At 71.9% G+C, this 20081-nt stretch carries 19 protein-coding genes; 5 read left to right on the top strand and 14 right to left on the bottom strand.

Going from position 1 to position 20081, the window contains the following annotated elements:
* Positions 1-13 precede the first annotated feature (13 nt).
* The 8 genes from NVV95_RS14320 to NVV95_RS14285 form a co-directional block, all read right to left on the bottom strand.
* Positions 14-1027, bottom strand: a complete 1014-nt coding sequence (locus tag NVV95_RS14320) for a LacI family DNA-binding transcriptional regulator (RefSeq protein WP_259487227.1) — start codon at positions 1025-1027, stop codon at positions 14-16.
* Between the two features lie 48 nt (positions 1028-1075).
* Positions 1076-2023 carry an aldo/keto reductase gene (locus tag NVV95_RS14315; protein ID WP_259487226.1) on the bottom strand — a complete coding sequence of 316 codons (948 nt, stop codon included), beginning with the start codon at positions 2021-2023 and terminating at the stop codon, positions 1076-1078.
* Positions 2020-3039 (bottom strand): ABC transporter permease, encoded by a 1020-nt coding sequence (locus NVV95_RS14310; RefSeq protein WP_259487225.1) that lies wholly within the window; start codon positions 3037-3039, stop codon positions 2020-2022. The genes NVV95_RS14315 and NVV95_RS14310 overlap by 4 nt, the downstream gene beginning before the upstream one ends.
* The gene (locus NVV95_RS14305; protein ID WP_259487224.1) at positions 3036-4052 is read right to left on the bottom strand and encodes an ABC transporter permease; all 1017 of its coding nucleotides are present in this window, start codon (positions 4050-4052) and stop codon (positions 3036-3038) included. Before NVV95_RS14305 ends, NVV95_RS14310 begins: the two co-directional genes overlap by 4 nt.
* Positions 4053-4138: 86 nt before the next feature.
* The gene (locus NVV95_RS14300) at positions 4139-5236 is read right to left on the bottom strand and encodes a sugar ABC transporter substrate-binding protein (protein ID WP_259487223.1); all 1098 of its coding nucleotides are present in this window, start codon (positions 5234-5236) and stop codon (positions 4139-4141) included.
* Between the two features lie 128 nt (positions 5237-5364).
* Positions 5365-6192: an ATP-binding cassette domain-containing protein gene (locus tag NVV95_RS14295; protein WP_259487222.1), complete on the bottom strand. Its 828-nt coding sequence runs from the start codon at positions 6190-6192 to the stop codon at positions 5365-5367.
* A 102-nt stretch (positions 6193-6294) separates the two neighbouring features.
* Complete coding sequence (locus NVV95_RS14290) at positions 6295-7272, bottom strand: heparan-alpha-glucosaminide N-acetyltransferase domain-containing protein (protein ID WP_259487221.1); 978 nt, start codon at positions 7270-7272, stop codon at positions 6295-6297.
* Positions 7273-7402: 130 nt separating this feature from the next.
* Positions 7403-9124 (bottom strand): cell wall-binding repeat-containing protein, encoded by a 1722-nt coding sequence (locus NVV95_RS14285; RefSeq protein WP_259487220.1) that lies wholly within the window; start codon positions 9122-9124, stop codon positions 7403-7405.
* Positions 9125-9240: 116 nt separating this feature from the next.
* On the opposite strand from NVV95_RS14285, the gene lpdA reads away from it, so the two are divergent.
* Both lpdA and NVV95_RS14275 read left to right on the top strand, forming a co-directional pair.
* Positions 9241-10641: a dihydrolipoyl dehydrogenase gene (gene lpdA / locus NVV95_RS14280; RefSeq protein ID WP_259487219.1), complete on the top strand. Its 1401-nt coding sequence runs from the start codon at positions 9241-9243 to the stop codon at positions 10639-10641.
* 37 nt (positions 10642-10678) lie between these two features.
* A complete protein-coding gene (locus tag NVV95_RS14275; protein WP_259487218.1) occupies positions 10679-11947 on the top strand; it encodes an MFS transporter in 1269 nt (422 codons plus the stop codon).
* Positions 11948-11963: 16 nt separating this feature from the next.
* On the opposite strand, the gene NVV95_RS14270 is transcribed toward NVV95_RS14275, so the two are convergent.
* Genes NVV95_RS14270 through NVV95_RS14260 form a run of 3 tightly spaced genes read right to left on the bottom strand, consistent with a single transcriptional unit; the run spans position 11964 to position 13379 of the window.
* The gene (locus NVV95_RS14270) at positions 11964-12308 is read right to left on the bottom strand and encodes a hypothetical protein (protein WP_259487217.1); all 345 of its coding nucleotides are present in this window, start codon (positions 12306-12308) and stop codon (positions 11964-11966) included.
* On the bottom strand, positions 12301-12894 hold the full coding sequence (locus NVV95_RS14265; RefSeq protein ID WP_259487216.1) for an Asp23/Gls24 family envelope stress response protein: 594 nt from the start codon (positions 12892-12894) through the stop codon (positions 12301-12303). The genes NVV95_RS14270 and NVV95_RS14265 overlap by 8 nt, the downstream gene beginning before the upstream one ends.
* Positions 12891-13379, bottom strand: a complete 489-nt coding sequence (locus tag NVV95_RS14260; protein WP_259487215.1) for an RNA polymerase sigma factor — start codon at positions 13377-13379, stop codon at positions 12891-12893. The genes NVV95_RS14265 and NVV95_RS14260 overlap by 4 nt, the downstream gene beginning before the upstream one ends.
* 212 nt (positions 13380-13591) lie before the next feature.
* On the opposite strand from NVV95_RS14260, the gene NVV95_RS14255 reads away from it, so the two are divergent.
* Positions 13592-14638, top strand: coding sequence for an AraC family transcriptional regulator (locus tag NVV95_RS14255; protein WP_259487214.1), 1047 nt, complete (start codon positions 13592-13594; stop codon positions 14636-14638).
* 20 nt (positions 14639-14658) lie between these two features.
* On the opposite strand, the gene NVV95_RS14250 is transcribed toward NVV95_RS14255, so the two are convergent.
* On the bottom strand, positions 14659-14889 hold the full coding sequence (locus NVV95_RS14250; RefSeq protein WP_259487213.1) for a hypothetical protein: 231 nt from the start codon (positions 14887-14889) through the stop codon (positions 14659-14661).
* Between the two features lie 136 nt (positions 14890-15025).
* On the opposite strand from NVV95_RS14250, the gene NVV95_RS14245 reads away from it, so the two are divergent.
* The gene (locus NVV95_RS14245) at positions 15026-16978 is read left to right on the top strand and encodes a cell wall-binding repeat-containing protein (RefSeq protein ID WP_259487212.1); all 1953 of its coding nucleotides are present in this window, start codon (positions 15026-15028) and stop codon (positions 16976-16978) included.
* 42 nt (positions 16979-17020) lie between these two features.
* Here NVV95_RS14245 and NVV95_RS14240 read toward each other — a convergent pair whose 3' ends face one another.
* Both NVV95_RS14240 and NVV95_RS14235 read right to left on the bottom strand, forming a co-directional pair.
* Positions 17021-17599 (bottom strand): hypothetical protein, encoded by a 579-nt coding sequence (locus NVV95_RS14240; RefSeq protein ID WP_259487211.1) that lies wholly within the window; start codon positions 17597-17599, stop codon positions 17021-17023.
* Positions 17589-18686 carry a hypothetical protein gene (locus NVV95_RS14235; RefSeq protein ID WP_259487210.1) on the bottom strand — a complete coding sequence of 366 codons (1098 nt, stop codon included), beginning with the start codon at positions 18684-18686 and terminating at the stop codon, positions 17589-17591. Before NVV95_RS14235 ends, NVV95_RS14240 begins: the two co-directional genes overlap by 11 nt.
* Before the next feature lie 166 nt (positions 18687-18852).
* Here NVV95_RS14235 and NVV95_RS14230 point away from each other — a divergent pair, with 166 nt between their 5' ends.
* A complete protein-coding gene (locus NVV95_RS14230; RefSeq protein ID WP_259487209.1) occupies positions 18853-20070 on the top strand; it encodes an ATP-binding protein in 1218 nt (405 codons plus the stop codon).
* Positions 20071-20081: the final 11 nt, after the last annotated feature.

Genomic DNA, 20081 nt, shown 5'->3' with positions numbered 1-20081 from the left:
CTTTGTTCGGTGGTCAGTCGCCCGCCGGATGGCGGGTCGACTGGCGCGGCACGAGCACGGGCTCGAACCGGGTGATCAGGGGCTCGTCGGGCACTGCGCCGAGCCGCTGCAGCAGCAGCCGCGCGGCGTTGGCGCCCATGTCGTGGCTCGGCTGGCGCACCGAGGTGAGGGGCACCACGGCGGCCGCGGCGAAGTCGATGTCGTCGTAGCCGACGATCGAGACCTCGGCGGGCACCGCGATGCCGTGCCGCAGCAGGCCCTGCAGCACGCCGAGCGCCACGTGGTCGTTGCCGGCGAAGATGCCGTCGGGCCGGTCGGCCGCGGGCAGGGCCGCGATGCGGTCGCCGATCTCGCGGCCGATGCCGGGGTTGAGGGTCTGGGTCTCGATGAAGGTGAACCGTGCCCCCGCACGCTCGACCGCCGCCCGGGCGCCCTCGAGGCGTTCGCGCATCTGGTCGACGCGCACCGGGCCGCCGACGAAGGCGACGTGGCGGCAGCCCGACCGCAGCAGGTGCTCGGTGGCGAGGGTGCCGCCCAGCACGTCGTCGAGCGAGATCGACGGCAGCACGCCGTCGTGGTCGACCCGGTCGACCAGCACCACGGGCACGTCGCGCTTGCGGAAGCGCTCGAGCAGCTCGAGCGAGCCGCTGACGGGCGCGATCAGCACCCCGTCGAGGCGCTGCCGCTCGAACAGGTCGAGGTAGCGCGCCTCGCGCTGCTCGGAGTCGTAGCTGTTGCCGACGATCACCGAGTAGCCGGCGAGCTCGGCCTCCTCCTCGGCGCCGAGCACGACGTCGGAGAAGAACGGGTTCGTGATGTTCAGCACGGCCATGCCGATGGCGTTGCTGCGCCCCGCCCGCAGCTGCCGGGCCGCCACGTTGGGCACGTAACCCAGCGCGCTGATCGCCTCGGCCACGCGGTCGGCGGCGGTGCGCGAGACGAGCTCGGGGCGGTTGAGCGCGTTCGACACGGTGCTGACCGAGACGCCGGCGTGCGCCGCGACGTCTCGGATGCCGATCTCGGTCACGATGGAACCCCCGTCTGATCGGCGCTTCTCGGTGCGCGGACGCCTTGCTCAGTCATTCAGCCACGATTCCACGGGCGGGCACAGCGCGTCGAGCTCCGACCACAGTTCGTCGGCGATCTCGATCGAGGCGAACTGCACGGCCTCGTCGACCTGGCGGGGCGAGACGACGCCGCAGATCGTCGAGTGGATGCGCGGGTCACGCGTCGAGAACTGCAGCGCCGCCGCGATCAGCGGCACCCCGGCCCGCTCGCAGGCAGACCCCATCGCGTCGACGGCCGCCAGCAGCTCGGGCGACGCCTGGCCGTAGTGATAGCGCTCCGAGCGGCGCGGCCAGTTGGCCAGGATGCCCCCGCCGAAGACCGCCGCATTCATCACGCCGAGCCCGGCGTCGTGCGCCGTCTGCAGCAGCCGGTCGGCCGTGCGGTCGACGAGGGTGAAGCGGTTGTGGGTGATCAGGGCGTCGAAGAGGCCCGTCTCGACGAAGCGCCGGAGCATCGAGGCCGGGCCGCCCGAGATGCCGATGCTGTCGACGAGGCCCTCGTCGCGCATCCGCCGCAGCGTCTCGACCGGGCCGCCGGCGGCCATCGCCGCGTCGAAGCCGATGTGCTCGGGATCGTGCAGGTAGAGCAACGGCACGCGGGGGAGGCCGAGGCGGTCCAGGCTCTCGGCGAGCGAGACGCGCATCCGCTCGCCGTCGAAGGAGCCGGTGACCGGGTCACGGTCGAGCTTGGTCTGCACGACGAAGCCCTCGGGCAGCCCGCCCGCCTCGCGCACGGCGAGACCCACCCGGCGCTCGCTCTCGCCGTCGCCGTACTCGTTCGAGGTGTCGAGGATGGTGAACGCTCCGTCGAAGGCGCGGCGGGCGGTCGCCACGGCGACCTCCTCGGGCACCGCGAGGCCGTGCACGGGGGAGGTCACCCCCCAGGCCGAGGTGCCCACGCACAGGCTCGAGACGGTCAGTCCGGTGCGGCCGAGCCGAGTGGTCGGGAGGCTCATTCGAACGAGTCCCCGCCTCGGATGCGATCGACGAGCACGGCGGCGAGCAGGATGATCGCCACGATCAGGTCGAGGTAGTCGGGGTCGAAGAACTGCACGTTCAGGATGTTCGTGATGCCCGCCACGACGAGCAGCCCGAGCAGCCCGCCCAGCGGGTTGCCGACCCCGCCGCGGGTGATCGAGTAGCCGCCGATCATCAGCGCCGCGTAGATCTGGAACTCCAGGCCCGTGCCGAGCACGTTCGACGCCGAGCCGAGCTGGCCGACGTAGAGGATTCCTCCGATCGCGGCGCCGATGCCGCTGACCATCAGGGCGATGACGCGCACCTTCGTCACCGAGATGCCGGCGCGGGCGGCCGCGCGGTCGTCGCCGCCGACGGCCTGCACCTTGCGGCCCACGCGGGTCTTCGACACGATGCCGGCGGCGATCAGCGTGACGCCGATGCCGATCAGCAGCAGGGTCGGGAAGCCGAGGATGGCGCCCTGGGTGACGGTGTAGAGCGGGTCGATCAGGGTGCTCGGCGGTGCGCTCACGACGATCACCTGGCAGAGGCCGCGGAGCAGCGTCAGCATGCCGAGGGTGACGGCGAGCGGCTCCGCGCCGAACTTCACGATCACGAGCGCGTTGGTGAGGCCGACGACGGCGCCCACGACGACGGTGATCAGCGCGACCAGCCAGGGGTCGAGTCCGGCGGCGACGAGCTGGTTGAAGATCACGGCGCCGAAGCCGACCATCGAGCCGATCGACAGGTCGACCACGCCGGCCAGCAGGGCGAAGGAGGCCATCACCCCGACGATCAGCGGGATGGCGACGCTCACGCCGACGATCTGCACGTTCGAGGGGGAGAGGTAGGCGGGGCCCACCCAGATCAGGCCGATCAGCAGGGTGACCACGAGCGCGGCCGAGATGCTGCCGACGGGGCCCTTGAAGGTGCCGAGGATGCGCCGGGCGGTGCTCTGCTGCGGGTCGTCGAAGAGCGGGGCCGGCCGGGCCGGGGCGGTGCTGGTGGTCGTCATCGCGCTGTCCTCTTCAGTCGGTAGCCGTCGATGCCGACGGCGATGATGAGCAGTGCGCCCTGGAAGACCAGCGCCCAGGCGGGCGGCAGGCCGAAGAACGCGATCGAGGCGGGGATGGTGGCGAGGAAGCCGATGCTCAGCAGCAGCACGAGCAGGTTGCCCTTGCCGCCGGAGAGGCTGATGCCGGCGAGGATGACCGCGCCGATGACGATCAGCTGGAACCCCGCTCCGGCCGCCGCCGTGAAGCTCGGGGTGACCGCGCTGAACATCACGCCCGCCAGGCCCGCGACGGCTCCGGCTCCGATGAAGGTCGCGAGGCGCATCCGTCGCAGGTTGATGCCGCGCGCCTTGGCGGCCTGGGCGTTGCCGCCCACGGCAACCACGTGCCGGCCCCAGCGGGTGAAGTGCAGGGCGAGGCCGGCCACGATGATCACGATCACCATCGGCCAGAAGATGTTCGGCAGGCCGAGGAAGCGGCCGAGCCCGTAGAGCCGGAGGTCGGAGGCCGAGGGGATCTGCGCGGAGGTGAAGAAGATCAGCATCACCGCGAGGCCGCCGAAGCCGGTGGCCAGGGTGACGATGATCGGGTTAAGCTTGCCGAAGACGACTATCAGGCCGTTCAGCGCGCCCCAGGCGGCGCCGGCCAGGATGCCGATCACGATCGCGACCGGGGTCGGCAGGCCGTTGTTCAGGGCGGTGACCGTGGCCCAGGCGCTGAACACCAGGGCGACCGGGAGGCTCAGGTCGAGCAGGCCGCCCGAGATGACGATGATCGCCTGGGCGACGGCCAGGATGCCGGAGATCGACATCGTGAAGGTCACGGCGAGGAGGGTCTGGCTCGACAGGAAGTCGGGCCGCACGACGGTGGTCGCGACGATCAGCACCAGCCAGACGGCGGCGATGCTGAGGGCGTCGCGATAACCCGCCGGCCCCCGGCGATCGGGGCGGCGCCGGCCGCCTCGACCCTCGGGGGCGGCGGCCGGATCGGCCGCGGTGATGAGTGACGTGGTCATGGTCTTTCCCGTGTCGGTTCGATCCGGAGGTGGTGCCGAGCCGGCCGCGCGTGGTCGGCCGGCTCGGCACCGAGGGCTGCTCGGGCCTAGGCCTTGCAGAACAGGTCGTACTCGGTGGAGCCCTTGGGGGCCGAGGCGAGCTGGCTCACGCGGTCCTCGATCGAGGGGATGGACGCGGCCTCCTCGGCGGTGACGGGGCAGGGCTTGACGCTCACGGCGGCGTCGTCGCCGGTGTCCTTGACCGCGGGTGCGTCACCGGCCTCGATCGCGTCGGCGATCTCGAAGGCCGAGGCGGGGTAGCCCTCGAGGAAGTACATCACGCTGCCGACCAGGTTCGGGTCGACGTTGTCACCCGTGATGAGCCCGCCGTCCTGGCCCCACCCCATGATCGAGCCGTCGCGGCCGAGCTGGGTGGCGGCCTGGAGGGCGCCGACCACGGCCTGGTCGTTCAGGCCGACGACGAGGATGTTCTTCGCGTCGGGGTGGGCGGCGAAGACGCCGGGGGCGTTCGCCAGGGACGTGGTGAGGTTGCCGTCGGCCTCGTAGGAGACGTAGTTGCCCTCGGGGATGTCGGGGCAGGTCTTCTTCACGGCGTCACGGGCGTTGCCCGTTCGCCAGGTGTTGATCTGGCCGGCGGCGGTGCCCTCGGCGGAGATGACGAGGTCGACCTTGCAGTCCCACTTCTCCTTGGCGAGCTCGCCGAGACTGGTACCGCCCTCGGTGCCGGCGGCCGCGTTGTCGACGCCGACGAAGTACCAGCCGGGCTGGGCGATGTCGAAGGTGACGACCGGGATGCCCGCCGCCTCGTACTTCTTGGCGATCACCGGGTTCGCCGAGGGCTGCCCGTTGAACATCATCACGACGTCAACGCCCTTCTGGATGAAGATGTCGGCGTTCTTGGTGGCGGTCGCCTCGCTGTTGTCGTTGCTCAGCTCGACGAAGTCCCAGCCGCGCTGCTCGGCGAGACCCTGGGCCACGTCGCCCTGCAGCTGCTGCCAGTCGGCGTCGGGCTGGCCGCCCGTGGCGAAGCCGACGGTGAAGGTGCCGTCGTCGGCGGCGCCGGTCGCGCCGGAGTCGCCTCCGGCGGTGGAGCCGACCGTGCTGCAGCCGGTGAGGGCGAGGCCGGCGGCGAGGCCGATCAGGCCGAGGCGGGCGAGGCGCCCGCGGGTGGTGGAGTGCGTCATTGCAGTTGTCTCCTCGGTGAAGGGTGGGTGGGGTGGTGCGGGGTGGTGGTCGGGTGGTGCTGTGGTGGTCTGGGCGGCCCGGCCGGTGGGCCGGGCGGTGTGGGCCGGGCGGCCTGGGCCGGGCCGGGTCAGGCGACGACGGTCGCCGAGTCCTCGGGGGTGGCGACGTCGGCCGGGAGGGCGCCGGTGATGAGACCGATGATGGTCTCGGGCGTGATGTCGGCGACGGTTCGGGTGGCGATCGTGCGACCCAGTCGCATCACCGTGACCCGGTCGGCGACCTGGGCGAGCTGCTGCATGTTGTGGCTGACGAGGATGACGCTCACGCCGTGGTCTCGCAGCCGCCCGATGAGTTCGAGCACCTGCTGCGACTCCCGCACGCCGAGCGCGGCGGTCGGTTCGTCGAGGATGACGATCTGGCGGCCCCAGAGCAGCGCCCGCGCGATCGCGAGGCACTGCCGCTGACCGCCCGACATGCCCTTGACCGAGACGTTCACCGACTGGATGCCGACGCCGAGCTCGGCCAGCACCTCGCGGGAGCGACGACGCATCCCGCCGTCGTTGACGACGTTGAGCAGCCGCAGGAACGGGTTCTTCGACAGCTCCTCGCGACCGAGGTAGACGTTCTGCACGGCCGACATGGTGTCGACGAGCGCGAGGTCCTGGTAGACGGTCTCGATGCCGGCCTCGAGCGCGTCGGAGGGGCGGCGGAAGCTCTGTTCGACCCCGCCGATCTCGATCGAGCCCGTGTCGGGCACGACGGCGCCCGACAGGATCTTCAGGAAGGTCGACTTGCCGGCGCCGTTGTCGCCGACGAGGCCCATGACCTCGCCGCGGCGCAGGGTCATCGACGCGTCGGCCAGGGCCACGACGGCGCCGTAGCGCCGGGAGATGCTCGTCGCCTGGAGCGCCACCTCGGAGGCGGCGGACTGCGGAGCGGATGCGTTTTCGGCCATCGGGAACCTCGTCGTTGAGAACCTAAAACGTTCTAGATGAAACGTTCTAGGAGAGAATCGCACGCGCCCGGCGCGACGTCAAGAGTCAGATTGAAACGTTTTTCAGCTAGCGCGCGACACCGCGGCGAACGGCAGCCAGGTGTCGGCGAGCGGAGCGCCCGAGCTCCGCCAGACGGCGAGGGCCACGACGTGCGCGGTGTACACGGTGAGGGGCATGGCGCCGACGGCCTGCAGCGGGCGGAGCGCCACCCCGAGCATCCGTCGCCAGCCGCTCGCGGGCTCGGTCAGCATGAGCAGCGCGGCCGTCAGGGCGAGGGCGGCGCCGATCGCGCCGAGGTGCACGAGCAGCTCGGTCGGGAAGGGGCGTTCGCCGGCGTGCTCGTGGGCGCCGCCGGTGATGCGGGTCGCCAGGGTCGCTGTGGCGAGCACGGCCCCGGCGCCCAGGAGCAGGAGCTGGGTGCTCCGCCGCCGGAGCATCAGGCGCGAGAAGGCGAGGCCGAGGATGAGGAAGCCGAACCAGAGCAGCAGCGGGTACGGCCCGATCGCGAGCCACTCGAACAGCTGATTCAGCACCTGGTGCCGGGCGAGCTCGTCACGGGCAGGTGCCGGCAGGGCGGCGGCCGACGCCGACGCCGCCACCACGGCCACCGCGGAACCCGCGAGCAGCAGCGGCGTGCGCACCCGCAGCACGGGCAGCGCGATCAGGAACAGCAGGCCCCAGGTGTCGAGCACCACCGCGACACCCGACGCCATCGTCTGCAGCACGAGCCCGAGGGCGATCAGGGCGACGCCGCGCACCGCGATCTCCCGGCGGAGCTCGCGATCGGAGAGCCCGCGCCGCTCGGCGCTCGCCAGGTACAGGCCGAGGGCGATCCCGCCGATCACCGCGAACAGGGTGCGTGGGCGCTCGCCGCCGCCCGCCACCTCGACGAGGTCGAGGGCGCCGGTCGGTGCGGCCGGCTGCGCGTGGGCGACGAACATGGTCAGCACGGCGACCCCGCGCGCGATGTCGATCGCGGGGATGCGCAGGGACGACGGCGCCGGCGGGCGGCGGGTCGGTGCGGTGGCGGTCGAGGTCATCCGGGGCTCCGAGGGTCGAGGTCCAGGTGCAGGTCGAGGTCCAGGTCCAGGTGCAGGTCGAGGCCCAGGCGCAGGTCCAGGTCCAGGTGTCCAGAGGTCCAGGTGTGTGGTCGTCCAGGCGTCGGGCGTCTCAGCAGGTGCTGAGCGACGCCACCCCGGATCCGAGCGAGACCGGGCCGCCGAGCAACGTGACCTTCGTGTTGTCGAAGGAGCGGAAGCTCGCCTTCACGTCGGCCGGCACGCAGTTCTGCGGCACCACCAGCAGGGGAGCACCCAGGGCGCCGGCGTAGGCGGAGCCGGCCAGCGCATCCGGGAAGTTCGCCCCGGTCGCCAGGAAGACGCGGTCGCTCGTGGAGTAGGCGTCGTCGTTCACGGCGAGGGCCGTCTCGTAGCGGTCGTCGCCCGCGAGTCGCTTCACCGCGACACCCGGGAGGGCGTCGAGCGAGGACGCGATGCCGGGGGAGACGGTGTTCGGCCCGCCGGCGATCGAGACCGTCGAGACCTTCAGGTTCTTCAGCGTCGTGGCGGTGGCGGAGTCGATCGAGGATGCTCCGCCGTTCACGAGGATCACGGGCCGCCCGAGATGCCCGCCCGCGCCGCTGGCGCTCAGGGCGTCGGGGAAGTTCAGGCCGGTCGCGACGTAGGCGCCGTCCGCCCCGTTCGGGAAGGCCGAGGCGGCGATGTTGCGGGAGACCGCGAATCGGTCGTCGCCGGCGATGCGCTTCACGGTGCCCGCGAGCTTCGCCACCTGCTGCTTCACGGTGTCGGAGACCGCGTTGACGCCGCCGACGATGACCACGGTGCTCGGGTCGAGCCGAGTGATCTCGGCCCGCACCTCGTCGGGCAGGGTGTCGGGGGTGGTCAGCAGCAGCGGCCCGCCCGCGGCGACCGCGGCCGGACCGGCCGAGAGGGCGTCGGCGTAGCCCGTGCCGGTGGCGAGGTAGACCGTGTCGGCGCCCTTCGGGAACGCCCGCTGCGAGATGGCGACGGCGCCCTCGAAGCGGTCGTCGCCCTGGATGCGGTCGACGTCGATGTGCGGGAAGCCGAACCAGTCGGTGTAGACGAACCAGAACAGCAGGTTGCCGATGCTTGAGCAGCGGTTGCCGTTGCTGCCCTGCACCTTGGCGGCCGCGTTGGGCTGATAGGGCGTGTACGAGTAGAGGGCCGCCGTCGCCACCGTGCGCAGGGTGATCGTGGCCGCGCCGCAGTCGGCATTCGGCGAGTAGTCGATGGAGGTCGGGCTGCCCACCGGCAGGCGCGGGTCGGTGCGGTAGTCCTTCAGCTGACGGGCGGCGTTGTAGACCTGGAGGAAGAAGCCCTTGTACGCCGGGTCGCAGCTGTCGGTGTCGGGGCAGCCGTAGCCCGTGGCCTGGTCGTAGAGGGCGTTGCTCGGGTCGTTGCTGAGCACGACCGACGACTCCTTCTGGATCAGTGCGAGCAGGGCCTTCTGGCTCACCCCGCAGGCCTTGCCCGACGCGGCGATCATGGCCGAGGCCTTTGTGAAGCCGCCGGCCACCGCCGTGCAGTCGTCGTTCGCCGGCTGGGCCGGCGAGGCGGGGAAGGAGCGGATGTCGATGCAGTTGCCGCTGGCGCATTGCGGGGTGTTCGCCACGAGGAAGTCCTGCACCTGGTCGGCCGTCATCGCGCCGCCGTCGTACATCTTCGCGTCGGAGATGATGTCGTCGTTCCGGAAGCTCGCGACGCTGCCCTCCGCCAGGTAGGCGTCGACGCTCGGGCCGGGCGGCGTGGGCGGCGGGTTCTCCGTGGCGAAGGCGGGCGCGGCCGTCGCGGCGACCAGCACCACCACGAGGGCGGCGGCGGACGACAGCGACCGGAGCATCCTGACTCTCATGGGGTCACGCTAGCTGCGATCGACAGTTGTCGGAAGAGACCGGGGGTGAACTCCCGGCGACTAGGGTCGTTAGCGGGCTGCGCTGCCCGCACCCGCACTTCCCCCGAAGGAGATCCATGTCCTCGCACTACGACGTCGTCGTCCTGGGAGCAGGCCCCGGCGGTTACGTCGCCGCCATCCGCGCCGCCCAATTGGGCAAGAAGGTGGCCGTCATCGAATCGCAGTACTGGGGCGGTGTCTGCCTCAACGTGGGCTGCATCCCCTCGAAGGCGCTGCTGCGCAACGCCGAGCTGGCGCACATCTTCCAGCACCAGGCCGAGCAGTTCGGCATGTCGGGCCAGGTCGACTTCGACTTCGGTGTGGCCTTCGACCGCAGCCGCTCGGTCGCCGACGGCCGCGTCAAGGGTGTGCACTTCCTGATGAAGAAGAACGGCATCACCGAGATCGACGGCCGCGGCTCGTTCCAGGATGCGCATACCATCGAGGTCGTGCTGGGCGCCGGCGGCACCGAGACCGTCACCTTCGACGACGCGATCATCGCGACCGGCAGCACGGTGCGCCTGCTCCCGGGTGTCGAGCTGAGCGACAACGTCGTGACCTACGAGACCCAGATCCTCACCCGCGAGCTGCCCCGCTCGATCGTGATCGTGGGCGCCGGCGCCATCGGCATGGAGTTCGCCTACGTGCTGAAGAACTACGGCGTCGACGTGACGATCGTCGAGTTCCTCGACCGCGCGCTGCCGAACGAGGACGCCGACGTCTCGAAGGAGATCGCCAAGCAGTACAAGAAGCTCGGCGTGACCATCCTCACCTCCACCAAGGTCGAGACCGTCGTCGACGACGGCTCGCAGGTGACGGTGACCTACACGGCGAAGGACGGCTCGAAGGGCGAGTTGGTTGCCGACAAGGTGCTGATGTCGATCGGCTTCGCCCCCCGCGTCGAGGGCTTCGGCCTCGAGACCACGGGCGTGCACCTCACCGAGCGCGGCGCCATCGCGATCGACGACTTCATGCGCACCAGCGTCGACGGCATCTACGCCATCGGCGACGTCACGGCCAAGCTGCAGCTCGCCCACGTGGCCGAGGCCCAGGGTGTCGTGGCGGCCGAGACCATCGGCGGCGCCGAGACCCAGTCGCTCGGCGACTACCGCATGATGCCCCGCGCCACCTTCTGCCAGCCGCAGGTCGCCTCCTTCGGCCTCACCGAGCAGCAGGCGCGCGACGAGGGCCACGAGCTGCTCGTGTCGAAGTTCCCGTTCACCGCGAACGGCAAGGCCCACGGGCTCGGCGAGCCCACCGGCTTCGTCAAGCTGATCGCGGATGCGCAGTACGGCGAACTGCTCGGAGCCCACCTCATCGGTCCCGACGTCTCCGAGCTGCTGCCCGAGCTGACGCTGGCCCAGAAGTGGGATCTCACGGCCACCGAGCTCGCCCGGAACGTGCACACGCACCCGACGCTGAGCGAGGCGCTGCAGGAGGGCTTCCACGGCCTCACCGGCCACATGATCAACATGTGACGCGGCCGGCCGTGGCCGGGCGTGGCAGGCTCGTGGGGTGAATCCGCCCACCGAGCCGCCCGCCAGGCCACCCGCGGGGCCGCCCGCCGAGCCCCCGGCCTGGCGCGGGTTCGAGCGCGGTGAGCGCTCCTACGGGCGTATCGTCGTGGCCCTCTTCGCCGCCGGCTTCGCGACCTTCGCGCAGATCTTCGACGCCCAGGCGGTGCTGCCGGCCCTCGGCCGCGAGCTCGGCGTGCCGGCGGCGGGCGCCGCGCTGACCGTCTCGGCGACCACCATCGGCCTGGCGATCTCGGTGCTGCCCTGGGCCTCCCTCGCCGACCGCATCGGGCGCACGGCCGCCATGAAGATCTCCCTCGTCTCGGCCACGCTGCTGTCGCTGCTGGTGCCGCTCATGCCGGGCTTCGAGTCGGTGCTCGTGATGCGCGGCCTCGTCGGGCTCGCGCTGGGGGCCGTGCCGGCCATCGCCGTGGCCTACCTCGCCGAGGAGCTGCACGGCTCGTGGGTCGGGGTCGCCGCCGGCACCTACGTGGCGGGCAACACGATCGGGGGCATCGCGGGGCGGCTCGTGGCCGGGCCGCTGTCGGAGGTCGTCGGCTGGCGCTCCGGCCTGCTGGCCGTGTCGGTGCTGGGGGCGATCGCCGCCGCGACCTTCTTCCTGCTGGTGCCGCCGCAGCGGGGGTTCGTGCGGCTGCGGTCGGCCGCGGTGCCGCTCGGCACGCGCATCCTGTTCCAGCTGAAGGACCCGGTGATGCTCGCGCTCTACGCGGTGGGCTTCCTGCTGATGGGGTCGTTCTCGGTGGTCTACAACTACCTCGGCTTCCACCTCACCGGTGCGCCGTTCCTCGTGCCCCAGGCCCTCGTCAGTCTGCTCTTCGTCGCCTACCTCTCGGGTACCGTGGCGAGTCGGGTCTCCGGTGGTCTCGGCCAGCGCATCGGCTACCTGCGGGTGATGCTCGTTGGGATCGGGGTGATGGCGGTCGGGCTGGTGCTGCTGCTCGGCGACTCGCTCGTCGTGGCGATCGTCGGGCTCGTCGTGTTCACGATCGGCTGCTTCAGCGCGCATCCGGTGGCCAGCGGACTGAGCGGACGCTGGGCCCAGCTCGGCCGCGGGCAGGCGACCGCGCTCTACCAGCTCGCCTGGCTCGGCGGTACGGCGTTCTTCGGCTGGGCGGTGGGGCTCGTCTACGACGCTGCGGGCTGGCCGGCGACCGTGGCGACGGTGCTCGGAATGTGCGCGGCGGCGGCGCTCGCGTTGGTGGTCGGGGTCGGCCTGCTGGGGCGGAAGCGACCGGTCCCGCCCGCCTGAGGATTCTGAACAAGGCTCAGCGGGCCGGCGGCTCCGTGTCGACCAGCCGCACCGCGACCGCGATGACCACCGGCGGGGCGAGGCTCGGCTCGGCGTCGGTGGCCCGGCGCAGCAGCTCGCCGACGCGGCGCAGGGTGTCGGGGGCCGGCAGGGCGTCGGCCGCGGCGATCTGCACGCGCACGGTGGCGACGCCGTCGGCGCGCTCGATGTCGACGCTCGATCCGGCGGGTCGCAGCTCGAGCGTCTCGGCGACGACGCCCGCCGCCGCCTCGAGCAGCGGCTGGGCGGGGTAGACGGCGGTCACGCCCTCGGCGGCGCGCACGAGCGCGGTCAGCCGCCGCGAGAGCTCGGTGTCAGACATCGGCGGCACCGCCCCTCGGGTAGACGTCGTCGACGGCCACGTCGATCGCGCCGATGACGAGCTCGGTGTGGCGGGCCAGCTCGGCCCGCACCCGCTCGCGCAGCCAATCGACGGTGGGGGCGATCGGCAGGCCGTACGCGACGGCGCAGCTGAGGTCGAGGCGGATCACTGCACCCGGCTCGCCGACGTCGCCGTCGAGGACGCACCGGCCCATCACCACCCCGCCGAGGGTGTCTCCGGCCTGGCGCACGAGGCCGCGCACGGCGGCCTCCGTGAGGGTCAGGCGCAGGGCGGGGTCGGGATGCGCGACCGGCACGTCGCGCCCCGAGGCGATCTCGGCGCGGATGATCTCCAGCAGTCCCGCGATCCACAGCGCGTCGCGGTCGGGCTCCCGCTCGGCCTGACGGGTCAGCAGCCCACCGGAGAGCCCGGCGAGCCGGGTCAGGTTCGCCAGCGCGAGGCGGCATCCGGGAGAGTTCTCGATCGAGGGGTCGTACGGGGTGCGTCCCCGGTCGAGGTACTCGCCGAGCTCGGCCAGGGTGTGGCCGTCGAGCTCGGGGTCGGGAGCGGAGTGGTCGGGATTCATCGCCACGCCTCCATCTCCCGCAGCAGCGACTGCCGCGCCCGGGCGAGCAGCCCGCGCACCGTCGAGACGGGCAGGCCGAGGCCCTCGGCGATCTCCTGGTAGCGGTAGCCGCCGATCTCACGCAGAAGCCAACACCGCTGCTGCTCCGCCGGCAAGCGGTTGAGCGCCAGCCACATCGCGTCGAACTGCAGTCGCGCCTCGACGATGCGGTCGGGGGAGGAGGCGTCGGGAGCGGGCGGATCCCAATCGTCGATGTCGTCGTGGCTGCGGTGGAGGCGCATCCGGTCGATGGCCTTGGAGCTGACGATGCGCATCAGCCACGCCCGCACGTGCTCGGGACGGTCGAGGTCGCCGAGGCGCCGCCAGCCCACGAGGAACGACTCCTGCACGACGTCGTCGGCCTCGCCGTCGCTGCCGAGCAGGCGCGAGGCGTACACGCGCATCAGCGGGCCGTGCCGCCGGGCGATCAGGGCGAAGGCCTGCACGTCGCCGTCGATGGCGCGGGCCGCGAGGAGGGCGTCATCGGCCTGCAGCAGGGCGTCGTGCTCGATGGTGTCCGCCTCCTTCCGGCCCTTCGGCGCTCCGGGCTCCGCGGTGAGAGCCCCCCAGAGTGCCTATCATCGTTGCTCCGCGACCCCGTCCGAGGTATCCGTTTTGCGAAAGTTGTGACGAAACGTTCGTTCTCTACGTCTTATCTGTGACCGCGTATTCCGCGACCGGGCAGACCCGCCCCGGACGCCGCGCCGTCTTCGAGATGGAGAGAACGACGAGCACCTACACAGCAGGCCAAGAACCCGGTGGAGCCCTGCGCCGCTTCGAGAGCGCGGGCGCCGACCCGCGTGAGGCGGCGACCACCTATTCCGACGCGTACGGCGGCGGCAATCTCCGCGTGCGCGCGACGTCGGGCGACTTCACCTACCGTTACGCCTACATCGGCGACGAGCGGGTGACCCTCCGCACCTCCGAGTGCTCCGGCATCCTCAGCGGCGACGTGCTGCACCTGCAGGAGTACGTGGTGGGCTGGTTCCGCCGCGGCGGCGGCACGCTCGATCTGCGGCGCATCATCCGGCGCGGATCGGACACCTCCGACCCGCTGCTGCTGCCCTCCGAGCGGCGCTTCAGCCTCGAGTTCGAACCGCACCGGCAGAACCTCATCCACTTCGCCCCCGACTTCCTCGACAAGGTCGCGACGGAGTTCCACGACGGCCCCGTGCAGCCGGTGTCGTTCGACTACGCGGCTCCGGCCGACCCGTCGGTGCTCGACCGGTGGCGCACGGCGGTCAGCGAGGCGACGCAGGCGATCGCCCGGGTGGGCGCCGGCCCGCTGGTGCGGCTCGCCGCCGAGCTCGACCTCGCGCGGGTGCTGCTGCGCCTGTTCCCGTGGCGCGCGTGGGACGTCCCCGAGAGCATCCGCACCCCGGCCGCCTGGCGCACCCGGGTCGCGCTGGACTTCCTGCACCACCACGCGCACGACCCCATCGCGCCGGCCGACGCGGCCGAGGCGGCGGGCATCCACACCCGCACCCTGCAGCAGGCGACCCGACGGCACTTCGGCATGTCGCCGTCGACCTACCTGCGCAACGTGCGGCTCGACCGGGTGCACCAGGAGCTGCTCGAGCGCGACCCGGGGTCGGCGACCGTGGCCGAGATCGGGCGCGACTGGGGCTTCGGCAACCTGGGGCGCTTCGCGGCGTCGTACTCGGCGCGGTTCGGCGAGCGGCCGAAGGACACGCTGCGGCGGTAGCCGGTCGCGCGGCCGCTGGACTACAGCTCTCGGCGTTCCTTGAGGCGCAGGCGTCGCGCCTGGAACGCCGAGAGGCCGCCGAGCAGCAGCAGACCGATCGCCAGCGCGACCGCGACCTGCCAGAACTCGTTGCGCGTGAGCAGGTTCGCGAACAGCACGATCAGGCAGCCGCCGTTCAGGCCGAGCGCGAGGTACGAGTACTGCGCCGAGGTCCAGCGCGGGCGGTCGGCGGGCGGCAGGGGGCTCGGCATGCCCCCATTCAAGCAGAGCGGATGCGCGTGCCGGCTGCGCGCTCGGCTGGAGCGCGCGGCTGGCGCATGGGTCGTTCCTGGACCACACTGAAGCCGACGGTGTGGTGGGCGCCGTCGGACACACAGGGGGACGACGATGACCGGTCGCGCACGCAGACGAGCAGGAACGATACTGGGCGGGCTGGCGGTGACGGCGGCGCTGGCGCTCGCCGTGCCGCTGGGGGCGGTTGCGGCACCCGCAGATGCCCCCGCTCCCGCGGTCGACCGCGTCGCCGGCGCCGACCGCACGGCCACCGCCGTCGCGATCTCGAAGGCGACCTATCCGGCCACGGCCCCCGTGGTCTACGTCGTCACCGGCACCGGGTACGCGGATGCGCTCTCCGCCGGTCCCGCGGCGGCCGTCGAGGGCGGCCCGCTGCTCCTGACGGCGGGCGCCACCCTGCCGCAGGCGGTGGCCGAGGAGATCACGCGACTCGACCCCGAGCGCATCGTCGTCGTCGGCGGTCCCGCCGCGGTCGGCCGGGCCGTGATCTCGGCCCTCGTCCCGCTGGCCCCGTCGGTCGAGCGGGTCGCGGGCGACACCCGCTTCTCGACCTCGCTGGCCGTCGCCGAGCACGCCTTCGGGGCGGGTGCGGACACCGCCTACGTCGCCACGGGACGCGACTTCCCCGACGCGCTCACCGCGGGTGCGGCCGCCGGCTTCCACGACGCTCCCGTGCTGCTGGTCGACGGCCAGGCGTCGGCGCTCGACACCCCGACCCGCGACCTGATGACGCGACTCGGCGTGCAGGACGCCGTCGTGGTGGGCGGACCCGCATCCGTCACCCCCGCCCTCGAGGCCGACCTCGAGACGGTCGCCACGACCAGGCGGATCGGCGGCGACGACCGCTTCGCGACTTCGGCCGCCGTGAACCTCGACGGCTTCGCCAGCGCCGAGCGTGCCTTCCTCGTGACCGGATCCGATTTCCCGGACGCCCTGGCCGGCTCGGCCGTCGCGGGCAGCGTCGGGGCCCCGCTCTACGCGGTGCGCACCGACTGCGTGCCCGAGCAGACCCTCGCGGCGCTGCGGCAGCAGGGGGTCGACCGGGTGACGCTGCTCGGCGGACCGAACGCGCTCGGCGCCGGCGTCGCAGCGCTCACGGGCTGCGGAGACTTCCCGCAGGCGCCGGTGCGCGTGCCGGTCGGCTGCGACACGGTGCTGCCCGAGGCCACGGCGGAGGCGCTGGCGGGCGGGGCGCTCGACCCCGTCGTGCGTGGCGGAAGCGACCCTCTGGACTTCGCCGACGCGCGGGCGGGATCGCTCCGGTGCGCCTTCCAGGGCCCCGACGTGCCGCCCGGCCGCTACCCGGCGTCGGCCCGGCTCACGATCGTGCCCGACGTCACCGACGACGACTACGCCTGGACCGCGAACGGTGAGACCTTCGGGGGCGCCTCGTCGATCCCCGGCGGTGGGCCGGAGTCGAAGGAGTTCTGCCGGGTCGGCGGCACCTTCCCGATCTGCGGCCTGATCGACCACGTCGACGGCTACGGGCTGCGCCTGTCGGTGTCACCGACCTCCGGGGCCGTCACCCCCGAGCTGGTCGCGGCGGCGCGCAGCGCGTTCGCCGGTGCGGTCGCCGCGGTGGCCGCGGCGGGGGAGCCAGGCCCGCTCTGGCACCCGGCCGGGGCCGACCTCCCCGGCGCGACGGACTGCGACGGGCTGATCCCCCTCGGCCGTGTGGCCGAGATCGTCGGGGACGGGACGACCCACGTCTACCGCAGCTACGAGGGCGAGTACGCGCTCGCGAGCTTCCGCAGCAACCGTCAGGTCGGCGGCTGCGGCTGCGCCTGGTCGGGCGAGACGGCGCCGACCGTCTGGGCGTCGGTGCTGCCGGGCGGCGCGGGCTACTTCCGCGAGTCGACCCCGGTGGGCGGGGGCGGTTGGACGCCGACGACCGGCTACCCGGGCGAGGCCTTCGTCTCGACGGCGGGCGACCAGGTGAGCATCCTCGTCGACAACGCCTGGGTCGCGGTGCGGGTCACGCCGGGCCAGGAGGCGCTGCTGCCGCAGCTCGCGGCCGCCGTCGTCGACTCGGTGTCGGGGGACTGACGCGGGGTCGACCGACCCGCTGCCGGCGCGGGTCGGCCCGCGTCACTGGAAGACGCTGCGCAGCACCAGGGTGCGGCCGTCGGCGGCGAGGTGCGCCGTCGTGCGGATGTCGCCCGGCGAGAACGCCGCGTCGAGCGCGTCCGAGGTGAGGTACGGACCGTCCGGCAGTGCGGCTTCGAGACCGCTCTCGACGACCGGGTCGGCGGTGGCCGGCGCCGGCTGGGTGTCGGCGGCGAGTTTCTCGGCGTCGGCGGCGGGCAGGGTGACGACGGCGTCGATCCAGTAGGTGGAGGGGCCCGGCACCGAGTCGTCGCCGAGCGTGCCCGACATCCAGGTGACCGACTCGGCGTCGGCGAGCAGCGGGAAGCGCGAGGTGAGCGGCTCGAGGTCGGTGCGCAGCTCACCGGTGCCGCTGCGCTGGGTGCTGCTGCCGCTGTCGGTGCCTGTGCTGCTGCCGCTGTCGGTGCTCATCGGGGCCTCCGTGGTTCGTGAGTCGGTTCGGGGGGTGCCGGCCTGGCCGGGCGACAGGATGCCCGCGCATCCGCCGAGCGCCAGCCCGACGCTGAGCGCCAGCATGACCGGGCCGGCGACCCGGCGCTTCGCAGCTCGATCACCGGCCACTGGGCTCCTCCGGCTCCGAGACCTGCACCGACCCAGGGTCGCCGACGGTCCAGGTGACCGTGCGGGTCACCGATCCCGAGCTGTCGAACGGCTTCGCCCAGCCGAGCTCGGTGAACCGCCCGTTCTCGTCATCGGACGCGTTCGAGGCGATGTCGGCCTGTCCGCGATTGAAGTTGTAGTGGTCCTCGGCGTGCACGGTGACGACCATCGTGGCCTGGTCGCCGTCGACCGTGACGTCTCCGCTCGACCACTGCTGGTAGCCGCCGATGGCCTTCTGCCAGTTCTCGGTCTCGGGGTAGCCGTCGCCGGCCGACGCGGCGCCCGTGAACTGGAAGGAGTCGCCACCCGAGCCGATCAGCTCGTCGGCCGCCGCCTGCGCGCGCTCGATCTCGCTCTGCACGTTCGACGCGATCACCGGGTCCTCGCGCACGGCCTCCTCGTAGTCGAACTCCCACGGGTCGCCCGTGTTGTCCCAGTAGTGCGAGTAGGCGTCCATGCCGTCGTCGAGGTCGCGCTTCAGGATGCCCGCGCCGGCGAGCTTGGCCTTCCACTCCGCCGCCGAGACGTAGTCGCCCGGGTTCGGGCTCTCGGAGTCGTACTCGAAGTCCTCGTCCCACTGGAAGGTGGGTCGGTCGGGTGGGCCGATCGTGTACTGGCCGTCACCCGTGGTCACGGGGTCGGTGCCCGGCCCATGGGGCGAGAAGGGGTTCGTGCCGGAGTCGAACCAGGCGGGCATCGTGCTGAACACGGGGGTCTGACCGCCGCCGACCCAGGCAGGCATGGTGCTCAGCACCGGGCCGGTCCCGCCGCCGGCGGCACCCTCCTGGCTGGTCGCATCCTGCTCGTCGGCGTTGCGCAGCAGGCTCTCGGCTGCGGCGGCGAGCCCCGCGCCGACCTTCTGCAGTGCGGGCGCCAGCTGCCCGTTCCAGGTCGAGGTGAACTCGACGCCGTCGGGTCCGCCCCAGGATGCTCGGCCGATGTCGCTCGTCAGCGCCGACCGGATGGCCGCGAGCCGCTCCCCGCTCGTCGCCACCGACTTCGCCAGCCGCCGCAGCTCGGCGACGTCCGCCCCCACGAATCCCGTCATCCCGCTCACCCCTTCCGCGTGCCGTGTGCTGCGACCCTATCCCGGGCGTCTGCGCGGGTCGATGGGGAGAACTCCCCGTCGCCGTCGTCCGACCGGGGTGATTTGCGAAGTTTAGAACGTTTTATTGACCATGGATAAAGCCATCTAAACCGGACAACCTCACCGCATGGATGCGATCGACAACCCGTACACGCCGAACGCGGGCGCGCGCCCCGAGATCCTGATCGGCAGAGACGAGCAAACCGCCGCATTCACCACCCTGCTCCATCGCCTGCGCCGCGGTCGCACTGAGCAGTCGATGATCATCACCGGCCTCAGAGGTGTCGGTAAGACGGTGCTTCTGAACTCCTTCCGTTCCATCGCCCAGAGGGAAGGATGGGAGGTCATCGAGTTCGAAGCGGTCAAGCACGGGGAGAACCGCTTCCGTCAGACGATGGCGTCTCAGCTCAAGGCTGCGCTGCTCCGACTGTCGCCGAGGGCGCGGTGGACGGCGATCGGGCGCAGGGCGGCGGAGGTGCTGAGCGCCTTCGCCGTATCGGTCGATGCTGAGGGCACGTGGTCCATGGGATGGGACGTGCCTCCGGCCGAGGGGTCGGCCGATCACGGTGACCTCGGGATGGACTTGACCGATGTCCTCGTAGCACTCGGAGAGGCTGCGGCAGAACAGGACAAGGGGGTTGTGCTCCTCCTCGACGAAGTGCAGTTCCTGAACGCACCGCAGCTCGAGGCCATCATCCAGGCGGTGCACAAGATCGTGCAGCGAAGTCTTCCTGTCACGTTCGTCGGCGCAGGGCTCCCACAGATCGCCGAACTGGCGGGCGACGCGAAGTCGTACGCGGAGCGTCTCTTCACGTTCCCCCGGATCGACTCGCTCGATCGCGCCGACGCGAGCGCTGCGCTCGTCGAAACTGCAGCGGCCGAAGGGGCCGTCTATGACGGCGACGCGGTCGATCTCGCGGTCGAGATCACGAACGGGTATCCGTACTTCATCCAAGAGCTGGGCTATCAAGAGTGGACGGTCGCGACCGGGAACCGTATCACCCGCGGCGATGTCGAACTCGCCCGCGATGCATACGGGGCCAAGCTCGACACCTCGTTCTTCCGGGTTCGACTCGACCGGGCGACCCCATTGCAGACCGCCTACATGCGCGCGATGGCCGAGCTCGGATCGGAGCCTCAGAAGGCATCAGATGTGGCGTCACTCATGGGACGGACGTCCACTCAGCTCGGCCCGACCCGCGCTGAGCTGATCGAGATGGGTCTCCTCTACACGCCCGAGCACGGCTACGCGGCGTTTACGGTGCCCGACTTCGACAAGTTCATGAAGAGAGCGGTCCCCACCCTCGATGTGCCGCCGCTGATCCCTCGCCGCAAGAGGTCGTGACTCCGCTGCGC

Origin of the sequence: Herbiconiux gentiana, assembly GCF_024978135.1 — a bacterium.
GTDB classification, from domain to species: Bacteria; Actinomycetota; Actinomycetes; order Actinomycetales; family Microbacteriaceae; genus Herbiconiux; species Herbiconiux gentiana.
Note: the sequence above shows the minus strand (reverse complement) of the source record. Positions and strands in the feature narration are given on the sequence as shown.

Coding starts and splice junctions, on each gene's coding strand:
- NVV95_RS14315 (WP_259487226.1), bottom strand. CDS start 2,023: ATGAGCCTCCCGACCACTCGGCTCGGCCGCACCGGACTGACCGTCTCG.
- NVV95_RS14310 (WP_259487225.1), bottom strand. CDS start 3,039: ATGACGACCACCAGCACCGCCCCGGCCCGGCCGGCCCCGCTCTTCGAC.
- NVV95_RS14305 (WP_259487224.1), bottom strand. CDS start 4,052: ATGACCACGTCACTCATCACCGCGGCCGATCCGGCCGCCGCCCCCGAG.
- NVV95_RS14300 (WP_259487223.1), bottom strand. CDS start 5,236: ATGACGCACTCCACCACCCGCGGGCGCCTCGCCCGCCTCGGCCTGATC.
- NVV95_RS14295 (WP_259487222.1), bottom strand. CDS start 6,192: ATGGCCGAAAACGCATCCGCTCCGCAGTCCGCCGCCTCCGAGGTGGCG.
- NVV95_RS14290 (WP_259487221.1), bottom strand. CDS start 7,272: ATGACCTCGACCGCCACCGCACCGACCCGCCGCCCGCCGGCGCCGTCG.
- NVV95_RS14285 (WP_259487220.1), bottom strand. CDS start 9,124: ATGAGAGTCAGGATGCTCCGGTCGCTGTCGTCCGCCGCCGCCCTCGTG.
- lpdA (WP_259487219.1), top strand. CDS start 9,241: ATGTCCTCGCACTACGACGTCGTCGTCCTGGGAGCAGGCCCCGGCGGT.
- NVV95_RS14270 (WP_259487217.1), bottom strand. CDS start 12,308: ATGTCTGACACCGAGCTCTCGCGGCGGCTGACCGCGCTCGTGCGCGCC.
- NVV95_RS14265 (WP_259487216.1), bottom strand. CDS start 12,894: ATGAATCCCGACCACTCCGCTCCCGACCCCGAGCTCGACGGCCACACC.
- NVV95_RS14250 (WP_259487213.1), bottom strand. CDS start 14,889: ATGCCGAGCCCCCTGCCGCCCGCCGACCGCCCGCGCTGGACCTCGGCG.
- NVV95_RS14245 (WP_259487212.1), top strand. CDS start 15,026: ATGACCGGTCGCGCACGCAGACGAGCAGGAACGATACTGGGCGGGCTG.
- NVV95_RS14235 (WP_259487210.1), bottom strand. CDS start 18,686: ATGACGGGATTCGTGGGGGCGGACGTCGCCGAGCTGCGGCGGCTGGCG.
- NVV95_RS14230 (WP_259487209.1), top strand. CDS start 18,853: ATGGATGCGATCGACAACCCGTACACGCCGAACGCGGGCGCGCGCCCC.